The sequence below is a fragment of the Mesorhizobium sp. M0276 genome (genome assembly GCF_040321755.1).
GTDB lineage: Bacteria > Pseudomonadota > Alphaproteobacteria > Rhizobiales > Rhizobiaceae > Mesorhizobium.
Map to the genome: position 1 here is coordinate 163,208 of NZ_JAMYSC010000002.1, position 19,584 is coordinate 182,791.

11 protein-coding genes and 2 pseudogenes are annotated in these 19,584 nt (G+C 59.3%); 8 read left to right on the forward strand and 5 right to left on the reverse strand.

Annotated features, from left to right (window positions below):
- Entirely contained in the window at positions 1-831 is an 831-nt protein-coding gene (locus NKJ01_RS02445) for an ABC transporter permease (RefSeq protein ID WP_352725744.1), read from the forward strand.
- Positions 828-1,613 (forward strand): ABC transporter permease, encoded by a 786-nt coding sequence (locus NKJ01_RS02450; protein WP_352725746.1) that lies wholly within the window; start codon positions 828-830, stop codon positions 1,611-1,613. Before NKJ01_RS02445 ends, NKJ01_RS02450 begins: the two co-directional genes overlap by 4 nt.
- Before the next feature lie 684 nt (positions 1,614-2,297).
- Here the strand turns inward: NKJ01_RS02450 and NKJ01_RS02460 are convergent.
- Together NKJ01_RS02460 and NKJ01_RS02465 are read right to left on the reverse strand one after the other, a co-directional pair.
- Positions 2,298-3,203, reverse strand: a pseudogene (locus NKJ01_RS02460) (IS110 family RNA-guided transposase).
- 143 nt (positions 3,204-3,346) lie between these two features.
- Positions 3,347-3,691: pseudogene (locus NKJ01_RS02465) on the reverse strand (transposase); the annotation flags it as partial.
- A gap of 189 nt (positions 3,692-3,880) precedes the next feature.
- On the opposite strand from NKJ01_RS02465, the gene NKJ01_RS02470 reads away from it, so the two are divergent.
- The 4 genes from NKJ01_RS02470 to NKJ01_RS02485 all read left to right on the forward strand — a co-directional run bounded on the left by NKJ01_RS02470 (position 3,881) and on the right by NKJ01_RS02485 (position 13,881).
- Positions 3,881-4,636 (forward strand): 4'-phosphopantetheinyl transferase family protein, encoded by a 756-nt coding sequence (locus NKJ01_RS02470; protein ID WP_352725748.1) that lies wholly within the window; start codon positions 3,881-3,883, stop codon positions 4,634-4,636.
- A gap of 481 nt (positions 4,637-5,117) precedes the next feature.
- Complete coding sequence (locus NKJ01_RS02475) at positions 5,118-5,843, forward strand: GntR family transcriptional regulator (RefSeq protein ID WP_352725750.1); 726 nt, start codon at positions 5,118-5,120, stop codon at positions 5,841-5,843.
- Between the two features lie 670 nt (positions 5,844-6,513).
- Entirely contained in the window at positions 6,514-8,451 is a 1,938-nt protein-coding gene (locus NKJ01_RS02480) for an amino acid adenylation domain-containing protein (protein ID WP_352725752.1), read from the forward strand.
- 90 nt (positions 8,452-8,541) lie between these two features.
- A complete protein-coding gene (locus NKJ01_RS02485; protein WP_352725754.1) occupies positions 8,542-13,881 on the forward strand; it encodes an SDR family NAD(P)-dependent oxidoreductase in 5,340 nt (1,779 codons plus the stop codon).
- A 117-nt stretch (positions 13,882-13,998) separates the two neighbouring features.
- On the opposite strand, the gene NKJ01_RS02490 is transcribed toward NKJ01_RS02485, so the two are convergent.
- Positions 13,999-14,214 (reverse strand): hypothetical protein, encoded by a 216-nt coding sequence (locus NKJ01_RS02490; RefSeq protein ID WP_352725756.1) that lies wholly within the window; start codon positions 14,212-14,214, stop codon positions 13,999-14,001.
- Between the two features lie 747 nt (positions 14,215-14,961).
- Between NKJ01_RS02490 and NKJ01_RS02495 the strand changes: the two genes are divergently transcribed.
- A complete protein-coding gene (locus NKJ01_RS02495; protein WP_352725758.1) occupies positions 14,962-15,096 on the forward strand; it encodes a hypothetical protein in 135 nt (44 codons plus the stop codon).
- A 726-nt stretch (positions 15,097-15,822) separates the two neighbouring features.
- Here NKJ01_RS02495 and NKJ01_RS02500 read toward each other — a convergent pair.
- Together NKJ01_RS02500 and NKJ01_RS02505 are read right to left on the reverse strand one after the other, a co-directional pair.
- On the reverse strand, positions 15,823-16,107 hold the full coding sequence (locus NKJ01_RS02500; protein WP_352725760.1) for a hypothetical protein: 285 nt from the start codon (positions 16,105-16,107) through the stop codon (positions 15,823-15,825).
- Positions 16,108-16,498: 391 nt separating this feature from the next.
- Complete coding sequence (locus NKJ01_RS02505) at positions 16,499-16,678, reverse strand: hypothetical protein (protein ID WP_352725762.1); 180 nt, start codon at positions 16,676-16,678, stop codon at positions 16,499-16,501.
- A gap of 470 nt (positions 16,679-17,148) precedes the next feature.
- Here NKJ01_RS02505 and NKJ01_RS02510 point away from each other — a divergent pair, with 470 nt between their 5' ends.
- Positions 17,149-19,578 carry a hybrid sensor histidine kinase/response regulator gene (locus NKJ01_RS02510; RefSeq protein WP_352725764.1) on the forward strand — a complete coding sequence of 810 codons (2,430 nt, stop codon included), beginning with the start codon at positions 17,149-17,151 and terminating at the stop codon, positions 19,576-19,578.
- Positions 19,579-19,584: the final 6 nt, after the last annotated feature.

Below are 19,584 nucleotides of genomic sequence, written 5' to 3' on the forward strand. Positions count from 1 at the left end.
ATGGCTGCGCCGGCCAGCCTCTTCATGGCCGTCTTCTTCATTATCCCATGCGGCGTGTTATTCGCGTATTCTTTCGGTAGCACAAGCTACGCCGATATTTCGTTCGGTACCTCGCCAGAGAATTACATCAAGATCTTCACGGACCCAATGTTCCGTGAAATTCTGCTGCGATCTCTTTGGATGGGATCGACGATCGGGCTGGCGTCAGTCGTGCTTGCGTTTCCGTTGGCATATGCGATCACGCTAGGCCCGCTTCGGCGGGCAGGGACCGTTATTCTGCTCCTGGTGATGGTCTCCCTGTTCACAGCCTACATCGTGCGGATTTACGCATGGCGGTCACTCCTCGGCCGCAATGGTGCGATCAGCCAGTTGCTGAGCTGGACGGGTGTCACCGACGCGCCATTGGAAACCTTCGCGTATAGCAAGGCTGCCGTGATCGTGACTTTGACAAGCATCCTCGTACCGATCGCGATAGTTCCGCTCGCTTCGGCCCTTTCCGGGGTGTCGGCGCAATGTATCGAGGCAGCGAAGAGCCTCGGCGCCACTTCGCTCGGTGCCTTTTTCCGGGTCACCGTGCCAATGGCCAGCCGCGGTATCGTGTCCGCGTTTGCGCTGACGTTCGTCATCGCAGCTGGCGATTTCGTCACCCCTCAACTTCTTGGCGGACCCAAGGCGCAGCTTGCCGGGAACGCAGTGGTCGGTCGATTTGGTCTTTCATTTGACTGGCCGCTCGGGTCCGCAATTGCGTTCAGCTTGGTAATTTCCATGGGGATATTCCTATGGGCGGTCACCGCTTTGCTGAGGCGTATTGGAATCAAGGATCGACCATGAACCAGGGACGTCTCTCGACTTTTGCGTTTAGTTTATACACGGCAATCCTGCTGGTATTTCTCTTCGCTCCTATCGCCATCGTGGTCCTTTTTTCCTTCGATGCGAAAGGACTTGCGGCTTTCCCTTTCGAGGGCCCGACGACGGAATGGTATATGTCTGTCGCGCGCGACCCGATCATGCGTAAGGCTGCGATCAACAGTGTGTTCGTCGCGCTCGGCACCACGATCTGCTGCATACTGATCGGCACTTCGGCAGCCTTCGCCATCGCCAGATTCAGATTCCGTCGCGCATCGCTGTTCGCTGGTTTGATGGCGCTGCCATTGCTCTTGCCGCACCTTCTGCTCGGGATCTCTTTGCTATCATTCTTCACGAGCCTTGGCATCGGTCTTTCGGTATGGACCGCTATCATCGGCCACGTACTGATAACTCTGCCATTCATGGTGTTCACACTCACCAGCCGAATTGCGAGCCTTGACCCGCAGATCCCCGAAGCAGCGGCAACACTGGGAGCGAACCCCGCTCAGGCATTCTACCGGGTCACGTTGCCTCTGATACGGAGTGCCATGGTAGGTGCGGCGCTTCTCGTTGTTGCGTGGTCGCTCGACGAGTTCAGCGTGTCGTTCTTCACGATCGGATCCGACAATACACTTCCGATCGTGATTTGGGGTCAGATGCGTGCCGGCGTCAGCCCGACGGTGAACGCGATTTCGGCGATAATGGTGCTCGCGACCATACTGCTGATCTACGTCGTGCACCGACTCTCCGACATCCGCTTCCAGTGAAGCGGATGTCGCCTCCCAGGGCGGCCCGAAAAGTCGCTTTTCGGGCCGTCGACTGCTGGCAGTCGCTTTGTGCGACGAACGGATACTGTCCGTTTCAACTGACATTTCCAAAGCGAGAAGATTTCCAGACATTTTCGTAGTGAGACGATCGAGCAAGCTAAGCAGGGGGACTGCGCAAGCCGAATGATAGCTCAACGACACCCGCGAGGGCACCCTGTCCGGGTGGCAGTTGTTGGCCTTGGAGAGGTGGCAAAGGTTAGCGAGAGCCCTGGAACTGTTCAGGCAAACCGAGCCACCTCTGAGGCTGACCATCAAGTGCCGCCCATCCGTCTCGACGGCAATGTGGCGCTTGCGCCCGACAATCTTCTTCTTAATAACCCCCGTGTTTAAGCTTGCTGAGCCTTGACCGACTGGCTTCTCTATTCGGCGATTTGAAGTCAAGCGCCTCCTAGTTCTTGTCGCTTCGTCGGCATTGGACGTCTTTCGCGGGGCCTTGCTTTTCTCCGGGATCGGCGCTCTGGCCCTGCCCTCTATGGGGATTCAGAAGAATGGGTGGAACAATCTGTCGAGCGGCTTGATTGCCGATGATGGGCAATCGAGCCAAGCCAGTCGACGAACTCACCTCATCCTCGTCCGCGAAGGACAGCTTTCCACCGTCTATCGGGGGCGATGTTTATCAATTGTTCAGCCGGCGACCGGCTTGATTTCCGTCCTGGTCCAGCGGAACTGTGTGCCGTCGCTCCAGATGCGATGCATGATCACCGCCAGCCGGCGGGCGAGCGCAACGATGGCTTTCTGCTGGCCGCGCCGCTTGGCGATGTCCATCGCCCAGGCCTTCTCAGCCAGGACCATTTCGTCACCCGCGTCAGCAGCGTCTGCGCGGCCTCGTAGAGCAACGTTCGCATCATGCCGTCGCCGCATAACGAGATCCCGCCCACCCGGCGGCTTTCGCCCGATTCATGGAGCGCCGGCGTCGGGCCCAAAATCGGACCGACCGCCTTGGAGTTGCGGAAGCGGTCGGGATATCGATCGTCGCGGTGTAGGCCAGCGACACGACGGGGCGGCACCGGGGGATCGACTCAGCCGGCGGCAAACCTCATCATCCCGGACGATCGCCAGAAGCTTGCTATGCAGGGCGGCATAATTCTGGGGCAGCTTGCGGCGCGCGTCGAGCAGCGGCTCGACGATCTCGACCAGATCGGGCATGCCTTCGGTGAGCTCGCGGATCCGCTCCTCGAACTTGACCGAACCGACCATGCCGACCTTGAGCCCAAAATTGCGCAACACTTGCGCGCCGTCAGCAGCGTCCGACGCTTTCTGGCTCGTCAGTCGTCAGGGTCTTGACATGCACCGGGCGAACAGATTGACCCGCATCATCTGCGCGATGCCGCGCGCCTCATTGCGGTCGGTCTTGTTCGGCTGCGCCTTCAGGAAGGCGTTGACGTGGGCGTCGCAATGCAAACCACTGGCAAGCCGGCTTTGGCAAGCCCCTCGAACAGCCATTGCGACAAAGCCCGGCTTCAAACCCGACGCGTTCCAACCGCCAGGCGGGATCCTTGAGCTAGCGGTCTCTTTCACCGAAAAATCCAATCCTGCACAATGTTTGACGCTACGCTTCTCCTTCCTGATGGCTTGTGGCTGTTTGCAACCGACCACCTTTTATCATCAGCTCCAAGCGCAGCACCTTGATGGCATCACCGCCAAACGATGAGGCTCAAGCCGAATACCGATCTGTCGATCACACCAGCAGTAGGACTGGCCTCGCACCCAGCCCGCTCGCGATCCAGCATCAGCGCCAGGTCATGGATGGTTTGGAACAGAAAGCGCCGCGCCAACTCGCGGAACCAACCGTAGACCGTCTGCCACGGCCCGAAATGGATCGGCAGCATCCGCCAACCGCAACCGGAACGGACCAAGTAGCGCACGGCGTTGATCACCTTCCGGCGGACGGCCGCGACGCCCGGGCCTGAGCATTAGCGGCGCGATCAGCTCCCATTCCTCGTCCATCACATCGGGCGGTGGCGCTTGGTTTTCTTGGCGATCTTGGCCATTCGCCCGCGGCTCTGCTCGGTCAACATCCAGAGTTTGAATCATAAATCACTTCACCGCAAAACCCCACACCGATTTTCCAAACGGTCTCTGAACGTATGATGTCGAGCAGCTCCCATCTTAATAAATACGTAATATAAATTAACAGAACTTAATCTCGGTCCCTGAAAATATCATGATAAAAATGCGACATGGGTTAAGGGCAGAGGCGACAGGGTATGACCGGTTTTGCCGATCTCGAATTTGACGCTCTATCTGCTCGTTCACGTGGATTTTTTACCGATGTTGAGTTACATGATTCCGGGCTCGCCAATGCGATCTTGGTGCGCGGCAGGTTTGATCTCAAAAGCTATACGGACGACCTGTTTAACCTGCTGGCGTTACACTGCCCTGCCAGTCTGTCCGCAGCGGTGACCATACGCCGTGCTGAGTTTTTAGCCGGGCGAGCGATGGCACAGGCCGCATTGCGGGCGCTGGGTCAAGCCGCTGCTGAGATTCCAATCGGCCTGGGCGGGGCTCCACTCTGGCCTTCCTCTTCCGCTGGGTCGATAACGCATGCCCGCGGGCATTGCGCTTGTTTCGCCATCGCCAATGGAAACTGGCGGGCAGGTGTCGACGTTGAGGCGCTGGCCAGCGGTCATGCCCTGGATGCGATCCTAAACATGACCATCAATGAGGATGAGCGCGCCTTGATCGCTCGACAAGTCGTCCTATCTCCAGAACGGCTGGCGAGCTTGGTTTTTTCGGCTAAAGAAACACTTTTCAAAGCGCTCTATCCTGTGGCAAGGCGCCTTTTCGGATTCGACTGTGCAGAGTTACGAACGACGCCTAGGAAGGGGCAAATACGACTGCATCTAACACAAACTATCTGTCCCGAATTGCTCGAGGGCCAGCACTATGACATTCGCTTTAGCATCGCGGCTGGCCATGTGTTGACCTGGTTGGCAGTAACAAACCAGCATATATCAATGTAGCGGCTCCGCCTGGTACATTGTTAAGGCTGCCGAAGCTTGGGAACCAGAGCGCTGGAGATGGCGGCTGCCGTCGGCCGCCGCTGCCGGAAATCTCGGCGGCAGGTGCCCATCGATCAGGATGGAAAAGTGCGATGATGACGGTCCCAAGCGTATTCAAAGTCATGAAAAAAGATACTGGATCGCGAGCCAGGAGCAACCTTAGCCTTCCCCAAGGCCACTCAAGCATTACAGCCGCAAATTTCGTTTGATATGTGCCCTTCTGGGAAGGGGCTTGGTGAGCGCGTCTCCAGCAGGATCACGCGATCGTATGAGCCGGTTCGATGCGTTGCTGTGCCAAGCGGTTTGCGATGCGGCGCACTTCGTGCATGGACCAGCGGATCAGCGCTTGGGTGGGCTGGTGCCCCGCCGTTTTCATGCAGCGCGTGAAACGTGTTCACAGGGCCTTCGAAGCACCCATTCCTGGTTTTGGAGATCATGCCAAATGGCGACAAAAAGCTCGAAATACGAAATACCACCATTGAAGGCTTCCCCGAGTTCGACGATTGAGCATGTCTATGCCGAACTGAAGAACGCTTTGATGGCCGGGGAATTTTCGCCCGGGCAGCCGATGCGTCTCAAGGAACTGGCTGTCGCATTCGGCACCAGCCACATGCCGATCCGCGAGTCGCTCAACCGGCTCAGCGGCATCGACATACTCGAACGGGCGCCGCGTCAGTCCGCGCGCGTTCCAATGATCACTGCTGAAGGCCTACGCGATCTTCTGGCAGTGCGCCTTCTGAATGAAAGGCAGGCCATAGTCTGGGGCGCGAAGAAATCTGCTGGGAAGAGCTTGAACTATATCAGAGAAATCAACGACAAGATGTATCTGCTCAATCTGGAGAAGAACGCTGACGTGAAAACGTATATAAAGCTGAATCAACTGTTTCATTTTACCGTTTACAATCTCTCTCAAAACCGGGTCTTGATGAACACGATCGAGGCGCATTGGCTTCAGGCGGGCCCGGTCCTCAGCCTCAGGCGAAAGGAACCCAAATTTGTTCCGGGCCACCACAATCATCGCGAAATCATCGACCAGCTGGAGAAGGGCAACGGCTTGGCTGCCGCCGACGCCCTCGAGCGCAACATCATGGAATCGCATGAGCAGATTTTTGCGATTCTTGACCAGTCCGACCTGAAGGATCGTACGGGAAATCGGGTCCCGGCCTAGGAACGCGGAATCGAACGGCCGCTCCTTTCGTACGCCTCTGGCGAAGGCCCCCCGTGAGATCATGGCAAGCGAGGCTGCGCTTTCGCACTGCGCTTAAATGTAAGGGTCCGTTGTAGAAAGGGGTGAGTGATTCAGTTATTGTGATCCTGTCGGATTGCTTAGAGTTGCGGAACCCTGGGGGCAACCCTTATTTCTACCGGAGCGGAACCCGCAGCATCGTCACCCGCAACCTATCGTGAACCGCTATGGCCATGGGCCAAGATTGACTAAAGAGCCGTGTGCGCTGAAAGGTGCACGTACGTTGCTCGCCACGACAGGCCCGACATCTTCAAAACTGACTAACAGGGGAGCAACTTCCCGAGCTTCGCCTCCACGGCCACGCTGAAGGACGCCGGCATCCGCATACCCATGGACGGGCGCGGCACCGGATGAACAACGTCGTCACCGAGTAGTTGTGGCGCGGCCACAAATACGAATGCGTCTTCCTTATGGGTTCGAAACCGGCAGCGAGCTACCCGGAGGATGGACAACTGAATGCGGCGACACCCGCAGACCTCGGCCGAAATATTAAGAAAATGTGAAGTTTTGGTGAATGGATTGACCGTGTAACTTGCCGCGCATACATCAAAGCGAAGCTATTTAGCAATGTCCTCGCATTCTGAGGGAAAACATGCAGAGTTTAAAAAAGGCCGCAGGCCCTTCAGATCGGACCATTGCAGCGTCAGTGCTTTGGTATGCATCCGAATTTCCTCGTCGTCCTGCTGTTATTTTCGGAACAGAAGCGATCAACTACATGGATTTGTGGCAGCGAGCCTGTGAGATAGCTCGCGCCCTAAAAACTGGACGTGAAGCGGGTTTGGACCGCGTCGCCCTTCATTTTCCCATCGGCATTGACCGGATCGCGGCGATCCTCGGTTGTCAAATCCTGGGTGTTTCCTACGTTCCCGTGGAACCAAATCTTCCAGAGCGTCGCATTCGCGCGATGCTTGCGCAAGCGGATCCGAGCGTGCTCCTCAGTTCATCGGCGGTCTATTCGGCGATCATCGAGGATGTTTCGTCATGCTCGGCGGTGATGGTCGAGGACGTTGGAGTGGGCGCAGCCGATGATGAATCGTTGAACCGAGATTTGGCGCTGCCGCCGAAGTCCGGTGGCTACGTTATCTTTACCTCGGGATCGACTGGCAAGCCGAAGGCAGTCGACATGGGAGGGGCAGCACTTCAAAACCTCGTGGACTGGCAGATCGAGCTTTCGACCCTGTCGGACAATGCGGCAACGGCTCAGTTCGCCCCAATTTCGTTTGACGTATCGTTTCAGGAGATCTTCTCCACGCTCTGTTCTGGTGGCCGTATCGTCATCCTAACGAATGAACAGCGGATCGACCCCGATTTGCTTTCGGACGAGATACAGCGTGCCCGGGTGGAACGATTGTTCCTGCCATTTATCGCTCTCCAACAATTGGCGTCGAATTGTGTGGAGCGCAATCTTTTTCCCGACAGTCTGCGGGAGATCCACACCGCCGGCGAGCAACTCGTGGTCTCTTCCGCTTTGCGCGAGTTCTTCAGCAAGCTCCCCGAGTGTCGGCTCTTCAATCAGTACGGTCCCTCCGAGACACACGTCGTCACCTGTCACGAGCTTGATAGCAATCCAGCCGAATGGCCTAGGTTACCGCCTATCGGTCGGGCTCTGCCGAATGTCGAACTCATTATTTTAGGTGAAGATGCCCGACCGGTGAGGTCACGAGAGGTGGGAGAGCTCTATGTTGGTGGCGTTTGCCTCGCGCAGGCTTATTTCCAGGATAAGGAGCGAACAGAGGAACGCTTCGTGACTATCGATATTAACGGCACGCCAACGAGATTGTATCGGACCGGCGACTTTGCGACGTCAGATGAAAGTGGTTGTTTTTTCTTCTGTGGTCGCCGTGACCACCAAGTCAAGATCGACGGCTATAGGGTTGAACTTGGAGAAATTGAGAGCGTTATAGCGGATCACCCGGACGTAGCCGAAGTCGCCGTGGTTTTCGAGCGCGATGCAAATGGAACGGGACGACTGATCGCCTGCCTAACGAGCAAAGATGGGGCGTCAACCGACTGTCTCGAGACAGTAGTTCGCGCCCATGTCCGTGAGATGCTTCCTGGCTACATGGCGCCGGACCGTGTCCAGATCATCGGCGCGATGCCTAAAACGGCGAGTGGCAAGGTCGATCGCAAATCAATCGCCGAAAAGCTGTGTGCCGAAAAGGTCAAGACCTCGGCACCGCCTGTCGAGAAGCCTGCCAGTGCCACTACGAGCGGATCGGCGAAGGACGGCGATCTGTGCGGCGCGATCACCTCTCACTGGCGGGAGCTCCTGGACCATCCCTCGCTCGCGGATTCGGATAACGTGTTCGATTTTGGCGCGCGTTCGATCATGATCCCGGAGCTTCAGCGCCGCCTTCGCCGCCAATTCGGGATTAACATGTCCGCGATCTTGGTCTTCCGGCATCCTTCGCCGAGGGGGCTTGCCGACTTTTTATCGCGAAGATCGGCGAAGGGCGATGCATTGAACACGACGTTGGCTGGTCTCGCAAACCGGCGTGTGTCGACCAAAAGACGCGCTTCTCCGCGCTGATCCTGCGCACCGATGACCCGCTCCAGCAGACCAGATTAACGCGCTCCGGAAGCCAAAGAGCAGATAAGCCGGAGCAGCGACGAGGTGAAAATGAACGGCCCCATTCACAGAGCTACCCCCATCGCGATTATTGGCATGGCCTGCCGGTTCCCCGATGCTGATACGCCCAAGGCGTTCTGGGAAAACATTATTGCCGGACGCGAGAGCGTTCGTCAGTTGTCGGATGTTGAACTCGCCGGCGCGGGCGTCGAGCCCGAGGAGTGGGAAGCGGTCGATTATATCCGCCGCGGCGCCCCACTTACGGGCCTCGGCTACTTCGACGCTGACTTCTTCAGCATCACGCCTCGTGAGGCGGCTCTCCTCGATCCGCAGCACCGACTATTCCTGGAAAACATTTGGCACGCCATCGAAGATGCTGGCTACGCCGTCCGTTCGACCGAGATGACAACGGGCATCTATGCCGGCTCCGGCCCGAACAGCTATTTCGCCAGAAGCGTAGTCGGCTCGCACGATTTCAGCAAGGAAGGCATGCTCGACACCATGTCCGGCTTCCAGGCCATGCTGGGAAACGACAAGGATTACCTGGCGACTCGGGCGGCCCATCGCCTCAACCTCATCGGTCCCGCCATCAACGTCCAAACAGCTTGTTCAACCTCACTCGTAAGTCTCCATCTGGCCTGCAGCGGTCTGCAGAACGGCGAATGCGACCTGGCGCTGGCGGGCGGTGTCACGGCAATCATTCCCGAGGGTGCGGGCTATCGCTATCAAGAGGGCATGATCTTGTCCCGCGACGGGCACTGCCGTCCGTTCGATGCCGAGGCCAGCGGCACGGTGTTTTCGAGTGGCGTCGGCGTGCTTGCGCTTCGACGTCTCGATGACGCGCTTGCCGATGGTGACACCATCCACGCTGTTATTCGCGGGTCGGCGATCAACAATGATGGAAACGACAAGATCAGCTTCTCGGCACCGAGCATCGAGGGCCAATCGAGCGTCGTCGCAAGAGCACTCATGAACAGTTCGCTCGCGCCGGAAACGATCTCCTACATTGAGACGCACGGAACGGGCACGAAACTGGGTGATCCGATCGAGATCGAAGCCCTCAGCGAAGTCTTCGCCGGTTTGCCGGCGGACGCCGCGCCGATTAATCTTGGTTCGGTGAAGGCCAATATCGGCCATACGATCGCCGCTTCCGGCGTCGCGGGTGTTATCAAGACGGTCATGGCACTGAAGTCGCGAACCTTGCCGCCGGCGGTCAATTTCAAGACGCCCAATCCGGAGATCGACTTCGATCGCCTTCCTTTCGCCGTGCCGGCGAGCGCTGTGCCCTGGACGTCCGAGGGTCCGCGGCGCGCGGGCGTCAGTTCGTTCGGCGTGGGCGGAACGAATGCCCATGTCATTTTGGAGGAAGCACCGAGCGAGACGAACGGTTCATCTCAGCCGGACGATGCGCCGCACCACCCCGACGTGCCTCGTACGCTAAACATTTCGGCACGCACGCCACAGGCCCTGGGCGCCATGGCCAAGAGTTTTGCCTTGCGACTCGATACGGCACAGCCCAACGAGCGCGACGCCATCTGCTTCACCGCGAACACCGCCCGCCGCGCTTTTGAGTATCGGAGTTTCGCGACCGGTCGGACAACCAGGGGGTTGGCCGAGAGTCTTCGCGCAAGCGATTATGCCCGCGTCGATGTCTCCAAACACGTGGTTCCCGCCGCCCTGTTCACCGGACAGGGCGGCCAGGGCGAAGCTATGGGGCGCGGACTCTACGAGAGCGATCCGATCTTCCGCGAAGCCTTCGACGCCTGTGACGCGGTGGTCGCACGGCTTCGAAAACACGGATTGGGCGAGATCCTTTACGGTGATAGGACGCTCGCCCATTTCGTTCACGATACCGAATATACCCAGCCCGCCTTGTTCGCGATCGAACTCGCACTCGCCCGAGTTCTCGAGGCTAGGGGCTTCGTCCCAGAGATCGTCATGGGCCACAGCATCGGAGAATACGTGGCGGCCCATCTTGCCGGCGTGTTCTCGCTCGAGGACGGGCTGAAGCTGATCACCAAGCGCGGCGAACTGATGGGGCAGCTTCCGCGCAATGGCGGTATGGTCGTCCTGACGGCTGATCCGGACACAGCCCATCAGATGATCCGGAACGCCGAAGTCAAGCTCGCCATCGCGGCCGAGAACGGACCAGCCAGTACGGTGGTCGCGGGCGAGACGGACGCGCTTGAAACGCTGATCAAGGTCGCCAAGGGAAAAGGCGTCCGCACGACGCAGTTGAAGGTTTCGCACGCCTTTCATTCCCATCTCATGGATCCGATCCTCGAGCAGTTTGAGGCGTTCGCGAGCACCCTCGATTTTTCCAAGCCCGACGGCCGACTGATCAGTGCTAAGACGGGTCAGATCGCCGGCGAGGAAGTCGCTGATGCGCGCTACTGGACCGACCACGTTCGCCAGCCCGTCCTGTTCCATCGGGGCATGATGACGGCAAAGGAAATTGGGGCGAATCTCTTCCTTGAAATCGGACCGCACCCGGTCCTCACTCCGATCGCGCAGGCGGCCCTAGATGGCATTGCCTCGCCCTCGCAATTCGTTTCGAGCCTCAATCGCACCCGCAATGACGAAGAGGTTCTCGCCGAGACAGCCGGCCGCCTTTTCCTGGCCGGCCTTACGATCAATACGCTCACCGATCTGCCGGAAAATGAACGCCGGCTCGTCGATCTTCCTATCTATCCCTTCGAGCGTCAGCATCACTGGATCGACACGAAAGCGAGCGACCGGCTGGCATGGCACTGCCGCCGCGAATGGCACGTGGAAAAGCAGTCGGCGCCGCAATCGCCGAAAGCCAAGGCCCTTTGGATTATCCTGGGCAATGCCCTCGGTCTCGCCGGACGCTTGGCTCAGGCCATCGAGGCGAAGCGGGAAGGGCCGGAACAGACAGCGGTCGTTCTTTCGAATGTCGAAACATGTCTCACTAGCGGTGTGCTCGACGCGCATATCGCGGGGATCATCGTCACCCCTGAGAACGCGGAAGGCGCCTCAAGTGGACAGATCGGCGAGGCGGCGCACAGTCACGCCGCCACCCTCATGCAGTTCGTCCAGATGGTTCAAGCAGCCACCAAACATGGCAATCTGGCAAAGGCGAAGATTTGGGTCGTCGGCCAGTCCGGGCGTGCCGTGCCGCAAACAGACAGGCCAATTCCGCACGCCGCTCGTCCAGCCTCACTGGTCAGCGCCTCACTGCATGGCATGGCGATGGTGCTCGCGAGCGAACAGCCAGATCGGTGGGGGGGTGACATCGATCTCGGCGCGGAGCCGAGCGACGCAGAAATCGCGGTCGCGATCGGCATTCTCCTCGCTGGCTCTGGGTCGGAGACCGCCTACGCCGTGCGCGGCGAGGAACGCTACGTCCTGCGCCTAAGCGAAAGCGGCGATGTCGGTACGGATTGCGCGGTCGATCCGCAGAAGACCTATCTCGTCACCGGCGGGCTTGGCGCTCTCGGATCGCTAGTGGGCGAATGGCTGATCAATCGCGGTGCGCGCCGCCTCGTGCTTCTCAACAGGGACATCGCGGACGGCGCCAAACAGGAACGGCTCGAAACCCTGCGCCGTTCAGGCGCTGAGATCGCGGCGCATGCGGTTGACATCGCTGACCAGGTCGGAGTCGAGCGAATCCTGGGCGATCTCTCGGAGGCGGGCCATCAACTCGGCGGGATCATCCACACCGCCGGCATCGTTCAGGACGCCACGCTCGGATCGATAGAGGAGGCGAGCGAACTCGAACGCGCACTCCGGGCCAAGCTCCAGGGCACGCTCGTTCTCGACAATGCGAGCCGTCGCTTCTCACCCGACTTCTTCGTCTGCTTCTCCTCGGTTAGCGCGCTTCTCGGTATGAAGGGCCAAGCGGCCTACGTTGCGGCCAATGCTGCCATGAACCGCATCGTCGAGGGCCGCAACGCCGAGGGTCTGCCAGGCGTCAGCATCGAATGGGGTCCGTGGGCGGAAACCGGTATGGCATCCGGTCTCGACGAGCGCCTGCGCAAGCGCCTGACCGATTTCGGCCTGCTCGCAATCCGCAACCGGGAGGCGCTCGAGCGGCTGGAGGGCCTGTTCGCCTCAAATGGCACGCTCACCGCAGCGCCGATCCTGTGGCGACGTTTCGCCAAGAAGCAGTACGGGGAGACGCCGGCTTGGCTCGCGCCTCTGTCGAATGTGCAGAAGAATCCGCAGGAGGCCAATGTCGACGAAGCGACAGATCCACTTGCGCGGCGCTTCGGCTCGGTCGCACCGAGCGAACGCGGTCAGGCGATCGAAAGCTTCCTGCGCGGAGAAGTCGCCCGTGTGCTCGGCATGGCCGATCCGGACAGCCTGCCGATGGACGAAGCACTCAACCAGATGGGATTCGACTCCTTGGCTACAATTGAGTTGCGCAACGAACTCGCCAAGGCCGGCATCAAGGTTTCGCTTCAGAACCTCGTGATGGGTGCCTCTATCGCGGAGATCGCGGCCTATACTGAGACGCAGGTGACCGCCGCTCTCGGGGGCGTTGCGGATGGCGAGGCGGTACTGACCGCGCCGGTCGCGGCCAACAGCGCCCAGGGCTATGACAAGAGCGTGGTGATCATTCCGCGTCCGAAGCCTGACGCGCCGATCCGTCTGATCGGCTTTCCCTATGCCGGCGGCGGCCCGCTCGTGTTCCAGCGCTGGATCGACAAGATGCCGGATCACATAGAGTTCGGCATCCTGCAGATGCCAGGCCGCAGCGCGCGCCTGGAAGAGGGGTTCTGGATGCGGATGGAGGACATGGTCGACGGCATCGTGCCGGAGATACTGCCCTTCCTTAAGGAAAAACCCTTCGCCTTCTTCGGGTTATGCTATGGCGGCGTCCAGGCCTTCGAGGTTGCCCAGCGGGTGCGCCGCGATCACGGGCTGGAGCCGGAATACTTCTTCGTGGCCGGTGGTCGCTCGCCACAGATCTACAATGACGACCAGTTCGCCATCGACGTCCAGCAGTTCAATCATGAGACCGGCAAGGCCGAACACGAACTCGACGAGAGCGAGTTCGTCGAGATGCTAAAGGAGGTAAATTTCGCCAACAACAAGGCGCTGTTCGAAGATCCCGAAATGCGCGCGATGATGCTTCCGATTATCCAAGCGGACTACGAGATCAACAACGCCTATCGCTATGGTTCCCATCCCCCGCTCGACGCCCCAATCACAGCGATAGGAGGCCGCATCGACCCCTATGTTACGGGCGACCACATTATCGGCTGGAAAGAGCATACCACGAAACAGTTCAAGGCGCATTTTTGCGCCGGCGATCACTTTTTCATGGAACATCAGAGCGAAGTCCTTACGCGCATCGCGATCGAAGACCTTGAGCCCGTCGTCCAGCGGTTGGCCGCAGAGGGCGTGCGCCAGCTGGCGGGATGACCTGACCCCGGCTTCGAGCTAAGACAGATGCTTCCCCATGCTCGCCGCTCGGCCGAAAAGTGGAACGACCTCCACAATGACTTTGGAGTGGTCCACTCGCAGTTCTGCGTTCTCTTTTTAGAAAAGAGTCGTCTTCAGCGATAGTTCGATGCCGACCGCCGCTGTGTTTTCGAAGATGTTTTTAAGCATCTTCTGGGCGCCTTCAGCCTCCGGCGCGACTCTGAGAAGAGCGCCTGCCCACTGCTCGGTCATTTGCGCGAACACTTGCAGCTGATCGGTGGCTTTACCGAAAGCAGGACGGAGCCGACAATCGTCCGGCCGTAAGCCGATCATGAGGCGAGGAGGCCGGCAAGCAGGCTTGCCAGCAGAAAGCCGAAGCGAGCAATCCCCGCAATCGCGACTTGACATAGTTGAAGCCGATGTGTCGAAGCCTTTCTATGAGTGTCGCAGTCTTTACAAAAGTCCTGGCGCTTTGCTGTTTGTCTTCCCATCGGCCTTGGCTGGTGGGATACCCCTTCTACGAAAATGAATATACCTAAAATTTGATTATATTCGGTTAAATTAACTTACATAACAGTCATCCCTGTTGTAGCAAAATTTATTTCTTGCTGAAACCTATGCCTCGTCTTGCTCGTTGTCAGGACAGCACTGCTTGGAATTCGTAATACGGCAAATTAAAGGGAGGCCTCACATGACAAAAATGTTTAAATGTCTAACTGGCAGCATTCTCAGCGGAGTCGTTATCGCCGTTCTTTGCATGCCGGCCAATGCCGCTGGAATTAGTATAGGTGGCGTAGGCGGAGTATCCGTCCGGGGCGGGAGCGCTAGCGCCAACGTTGGCGGTTCCGGTGCACCAGCAAACGGTAATGCCAATGCCTCAACCGGTGCCAACAGCGCCCACGCGACTGCCTCAATCGGCAGCTCTGGCGTGACGCCTGCCTCGGAGGAACAAGCGGAGTTGCCAACGTAACTCTCGGGACCGACAACGCCACCGCAGCGGTCGGTACCGGGACTGGCTTGGGTGCCGGCGTTGGCGTCGGGACCACTCCATCGACCATCGGGACTCCCAGCAGCTCCAATATGCCTAGCATCTCTGGCAACATATCGAGCGGCCAGCTGGCGCGCATGAAGAAGCGCTGCATCGATGTCATCAACAACGAAGGCACGTATGATAGCGACCTGCGTCAGCTTTGCTTGCAACTCGCGCGGCGCTGAAGAGAGGACCTGTAACCTTCTGGAGCTGCTGACACTCCAGCTTCGAAGGAGGAGGCCCGCTGCGCGCGAAAGGCGCGGCGGGCTTTTCGTGAGATAGCACAACTGTCCAGCGTATCCCCCGCCTCGCCCGGGGCTTTACGGAAGCATGCAGGCACTCTTTTCCGCCCGAGGATTCAGCTCGGGCCGAGGGCATGCCGCAAATTTCCTAGTTCCGAAAGGAGCCGCTGCCCAGCGGCTTGGAGTGATTTGACGGTTTCTTCAGCTTCGTTCTCTTCGATAACAAGGACCGTACGTTGCGGTTGCTTTGATCGGAAGGCAAGCGTTCGCAAGACGAGCAACCAACCGCCTCGTTGGTCGAGCACGACTTTGCCGACTCCGTGGCCCAGCGACGTGCGCAGGCCCTCATGCGTGCGGAAGGCCGATAGTGCCGCTGCGGATGCCTTTCCGTCCAAAGCGAAAGCTCCGGCTGGTCCGGTCAAAGCAGCCAATTCTTCGAACCGTTGCCCGACCACATGGGCAATTTTACGACAGTGCCACGCTGCGATACATTCGCTAGCACCAAAAGCGTCTCCTTTGTATCGCGTCCGTGAGGGTTCTGGAGTTGGACGCGGGTTTCACTTGATCGCGTGTGCCAAGCCCAGATCGACCAGGGCGTAGTCGTTCCGCAGATGGATGCATGGGTCGCCCGCGCGAACCACTGGCCGAGCGATCCTTTGACTATCACTTTCACGCAATGGTCTCCACGATCTCATAGCGCTGGATCAGCGGTCCAATCCCTTCGTTGAGTAGGGTCAGGACGTCCTGCGCTGTCGGAGCGAGGATTTCAATCCGCTCGATGCGAACCGGACTCCATGAAGGTTCTTCCTCCTCATTCGAGGTGACTTCGCGGCGGAGTTCGCTCACGGCCTGCCGCACCTCGTCCAGTTCCGCAAAAAAGAAGCCCGGGGTTCCAGTGTCTTTCCAGCGGTCTTCGTTCAGCTCAACCTCAAGTGAATAGGTATACAAGATCATGGTTCGGCCGCTCCTGCTGTATGCCCCGCCGGATGCTACAATTGCCTGTCTTGCCGCCGAAGATCAAATCCCCCGAAAACGTCGATCTCACGCAACACCGAGCGAGACAGGCTTTCCGTCTGAAAGGCCGAGGCCGCTCCTCTGCCCAAGGTGCGTCCGGAACCCAGTCTGATTGAATTCCGAGCGCCTTTTTGCCGCCGAGGGGCGCTCGCTGCGTCCTCAGTGGAAACCGGAAGCGTAAACGACACACTAGCCAGACAAGGTTCCAGAACAGTCGCCAAGAGAGAAAGAAACGCAAGAGTGACCGCATGGTTTTTTCTTACGAAACCCTCCCCGTAGCATCTTTAATTTGCGCTAAATGATTATCGAAGAACGCAACCATCCTGGTGAGCTAGCATCCCCGCAGCAGGTACACGATCTGGCGGAAGAATACCGCAAGGCGGCAAACCATCTCCTTCAACTCGGCCGACCCGGCAAGCCGCTTACCAGAGCGCCGTTCAGATTGGCGGCGATCCATGCGTTCGGTCGGTCCCGGCGACTGGCAGGGACGCAATAACGGCATGGGTTCCATGACGGTTGTTTCCTTATGGAATGGCGGTCTCTTGCCTCAGCATTTTCGGTTCGCCATGCCGACGCTGGTTCTCGTGCTGGTGGCTAGTGGTAAAAATCTGACACTTGGTACCCGATGCAGAATACCTCTTCCGTCCCCGATGCGGACGTTCACTCGCCCTTGGCCGAACTCACGCCCATGACCCGAAGCTGACTTACGCACGGCGCGACATGAGGGACTGCTTTGCGCCCCATGACGGCCATAGGAGCATCTTTTGCCTCCGCTCGGAAGCGGACGCCGGAGAACAACCAATAGTCAATACGAAGCTGGAGCCTGCGCCAAAGAGATGCCGAGGAGCGTGCAGCAACTAAAACGCCTGCCATATTGCCCCGTCGGGCTGCTATCGGTCCGACACCGTCGGCTAGCGCGCACCTTTTTTAGAGCTTGGATAGGTTTTGCCGATATCTATCGGCAAAAGGAGCCGGAAAGTCATGAACGAGATCTGGCACTCACTCCTCGCCAACCTTGCCCTGGTCTCCATCCTCGTGGTCGCCTGGGACCTTGTGGCGGATTTCACCGGTCGTCTCTCGCGGCGGATGCAGTCGTTGCTTCTCGGCGTGGTCATGTGCGTGGGCGCGATCATTTCCATGGCGACGGCCCTGTCCGTCTCCGGCTTCGTCGTCGATCTGCGCGCCGCTTTTGTCGGCGCCGCCGCCTTCTTCGGCGGGTGGCCGGCGATGTTCATCGCGACCGCCGGCTCCATTGCTTATCGGTTCTATCTTGGCGGGCAGGGCGCCAGCGTCGGCGTCATGAGCATCCTGATCACCGCCGTGGTCGGTCTGGCATGGCACCACATCGTGGCCGCCAGGTCGCGCACCATGTTCGACATACTTGGCCTGGGCGTGTCGGTCTCGCTGGCCGGGCTGATCACCCTACTGGTCATCCCCCCGCAAGTTGTCGCTGGCTTTGTGCAGCAGAGCACGTTCCCGTCGCTGGTTTTCCGCTTCCTCAGCACCTTCATCATCGCTGTGCTGCTCGATCGCCAGCAGCGGCGGAGCGATCTCGCCATGTCCAACATGATCTACCGAGCCATGGTTCGCGAGCTGCCGGATAGCCTCAACGTGAAGGATGTCGACGGCCGCTTCATCGCGGCCAATCCAGCCACCGCCGAACTGGTGCGCGCCGCCTCGGTCGAGGACCTTATCGGCAAGACGGATTTCGATTTCTACCCCAAGGACGTGGCCGAGCGCTTCAGGCAGGATGAAACGGGCGCGCTGGAGGCCGGGCAGACATTGCGCATCGACCAGCCTGCTCTCCTACCGGACGGCAGGCAGGGCTGGCTTTACACGCTGAAAGCACCTTTCCGCGACGAGGCCGGCAAGATCGCCGGCGTCATCACCTACAACCGCGACATCACCGAGCAGAAGCGAAACGCCCAGCTCAAGAATGACTTCATCTCGACGGTCAGCCATGAATTGCGCACACCGCTGACCTCCATCCGCGGGTCACTCGGCCTGATCGCGGCCGGCGTGGCGGGCGAACTGTCGCCCAAGGCCGCCAATCTCGTCAACATCGCCCACAAAAACAGCGAAAGGCTGGTCATTCTCATCAACGACATCCTCGACATGGAGAAGATCGAATCGGGCGTGATCGCCTTCAAGATCAGGCAGGTGCCTGTGCGTCCGGTCCTGGAGCAGGCCATTGCCGCCAGTTCCAATTACATGGCCGAGAGCAGGATCCGCATCGTTCTGGTCGACGATGCCCCGCGCGCCGAGGCCAATATCGACCCTGACCGCCTGCACCAGGTGATGGCGAATCTGCTGTCGAATGCGATCAAGTTCTCCGATGCCGGCGGCACCGTGACGGTGAAGTTCCAGCGCCGCGACCGCGACATGCTGCGCATCTCCGTGATCGACCAGGGCGCCGGCATCCCGGAGGCGTTCCGCAGCCGCATATTCGGCAAGTTCGAGCAGGCGGACGCGTCCAGCACCCGCAAGAAGGGAGGCACGGGCTTGGGCTTGAGCATCGTCAAGACCATCATGGAAAAGCTGGGCGGCGCCGTATCCTTCGAAACGGAAGAAGGCAAAGGAACCTCGTTTCACGTCGACCTTGCCCAAGCGCACAGGCAGGCCGAGAAGCCGATCTTGGCCGAACGCCGGGCGCGCAAGCGCGATGGCCGTCTGCGTGTCCTCATCTGCGAGGACGAGCCCGACGTCGCTGCGGTGATCGCGGCCCTTCTCGACGCGGAAGGCTTTTCCAGCGACGTCGCCCCCGACATCGACACCGCCAAGGCGCTGCTACGCTCCCGCGACTATGTGGCGCTGACGCTCGACATCAAGCTGGCGGGAGAATCCGGCATCAAGCTCTTCCACGATATAAGGGCATCACCGGTGAATTCCGACATTTCGGTCATCGTCATCTCCGCCGTCGCCGATGAGGCCAGACGCTCGCTGAACGGCAGCGCCGTCGGCATCGTCGACTGGCTGGAGAAGCCGGTGGACTCGGCGCGGCTTCACGCCGCTCTCGCCAAGATCGTCGGCCGCAGGGTCGAGAAAGCGCAGATTCTGCATGTCGAGGACGATGAGGGCGTGCTTGCCGTGATGTCGGCAGGGCTGGGTCCGGGCGTCTCGATCGCCTCGGCGAAAACGCTGCAGGACGCCCGGCGAGCGGTCGCGAAGCGTCGCTTTGACCTGGTCATCCTGGACATAGCGCTTCCGGACGGATCGGGTCTGGACCTGCTCGCCGATCTGCCGCCGGAGACCCGGGTCATCGTGTTCTCGGCGGCGGAAATGGACGAGAAACTCGGCGACCGGGTGCAGGCGATCATGACCAAGACCAAGGCCTCCGAAATCGACGTCGCGAAGCTGGTCAGAAGCATGCTGATCGCTTCTCGCGACGGCAGCGCGCCAACCCCTCGCTAGGAGCGA

Bases quoted from the DNA above. Each gene is read 5' to 3' on its own strand.
- NKJ01_RS02495 (WP_352725758.1), top strand. From the start codon at position 14,962: ATGCCTAGCATCTCTGGCAACATATCGAGCGGCCAGCTGGCGCGCATG.
- NKJ01_RS02445 (WP_352725744.1), top strand. From the start codon at position 1: ATGGCTGCGCCGGCCAGCCTCTTCATGGCCGTCTTCTTCATTATCCCA.
- NKJ01_RS02500 (WP_352725760.1), bottom strand. From the start codon at position 16,107: ATGATCTTGTATACCTATTCACTTGAGGTTGAGCTGAACGAAGACCGC.
- NKJ01_RS02510 (WP_352725764.1), top strand. From the start codon at position 17,149: ATGAACGAGATCTGGCACTCACTCCTCGCCAACCTTGCCCTGGTCTCC.
- NKJ01_RS02505 (WP_352725762.1), bottom strand. From the start codon at position 16,678: ATGGAACCCATGCCGTTATTGCGTCCCTGCCAGTCGCCGGGACCGACC.
- NKJ01_RS02480 (WP_352725752.1), top strand. From the start codon at position 6,514: ATGCAGAGTTTAAAAAAGGCCGCAGGCCCTTCAGATCGGACCATTGCA.
- NKJ01_RS02475 (WP_352725750.1), top strand. From the start codon at position 5,118: ATGGCGACAAAAAGCTCGAAATACGAAATACCACCATTGAAGGCTTCC.
- NKJ01_RS02490 (WP_352725756.1), bottom strand. From the start codon at position 14,214: ATGATCGGCTTACGGCCGGACGATTGTCGGCTCCGTCCTGCTTTCGGT.
- NKJ01_RS02470 (WP_352725748.1), top strand. From the start codon at position 3,881: ATGACCGGTTTTGCCGATCTCGAATTTGACGCTCTATCTGCTCGTTCA.
- NKJ01_RS02485 (WP_352725754.1), top strand. From the start codon at position 8,542: ATGAACGGCCCCATTCACAGAGCTACCCCCATCGCGATTATTGGCATG.
- NKJ01_RS02450 (WP_352725746.1), top strand. From the start codon at position 828: ATGAACCAGGGACGTCTCTCGACTTTTGCGTTTAGTTTATACACGGCA.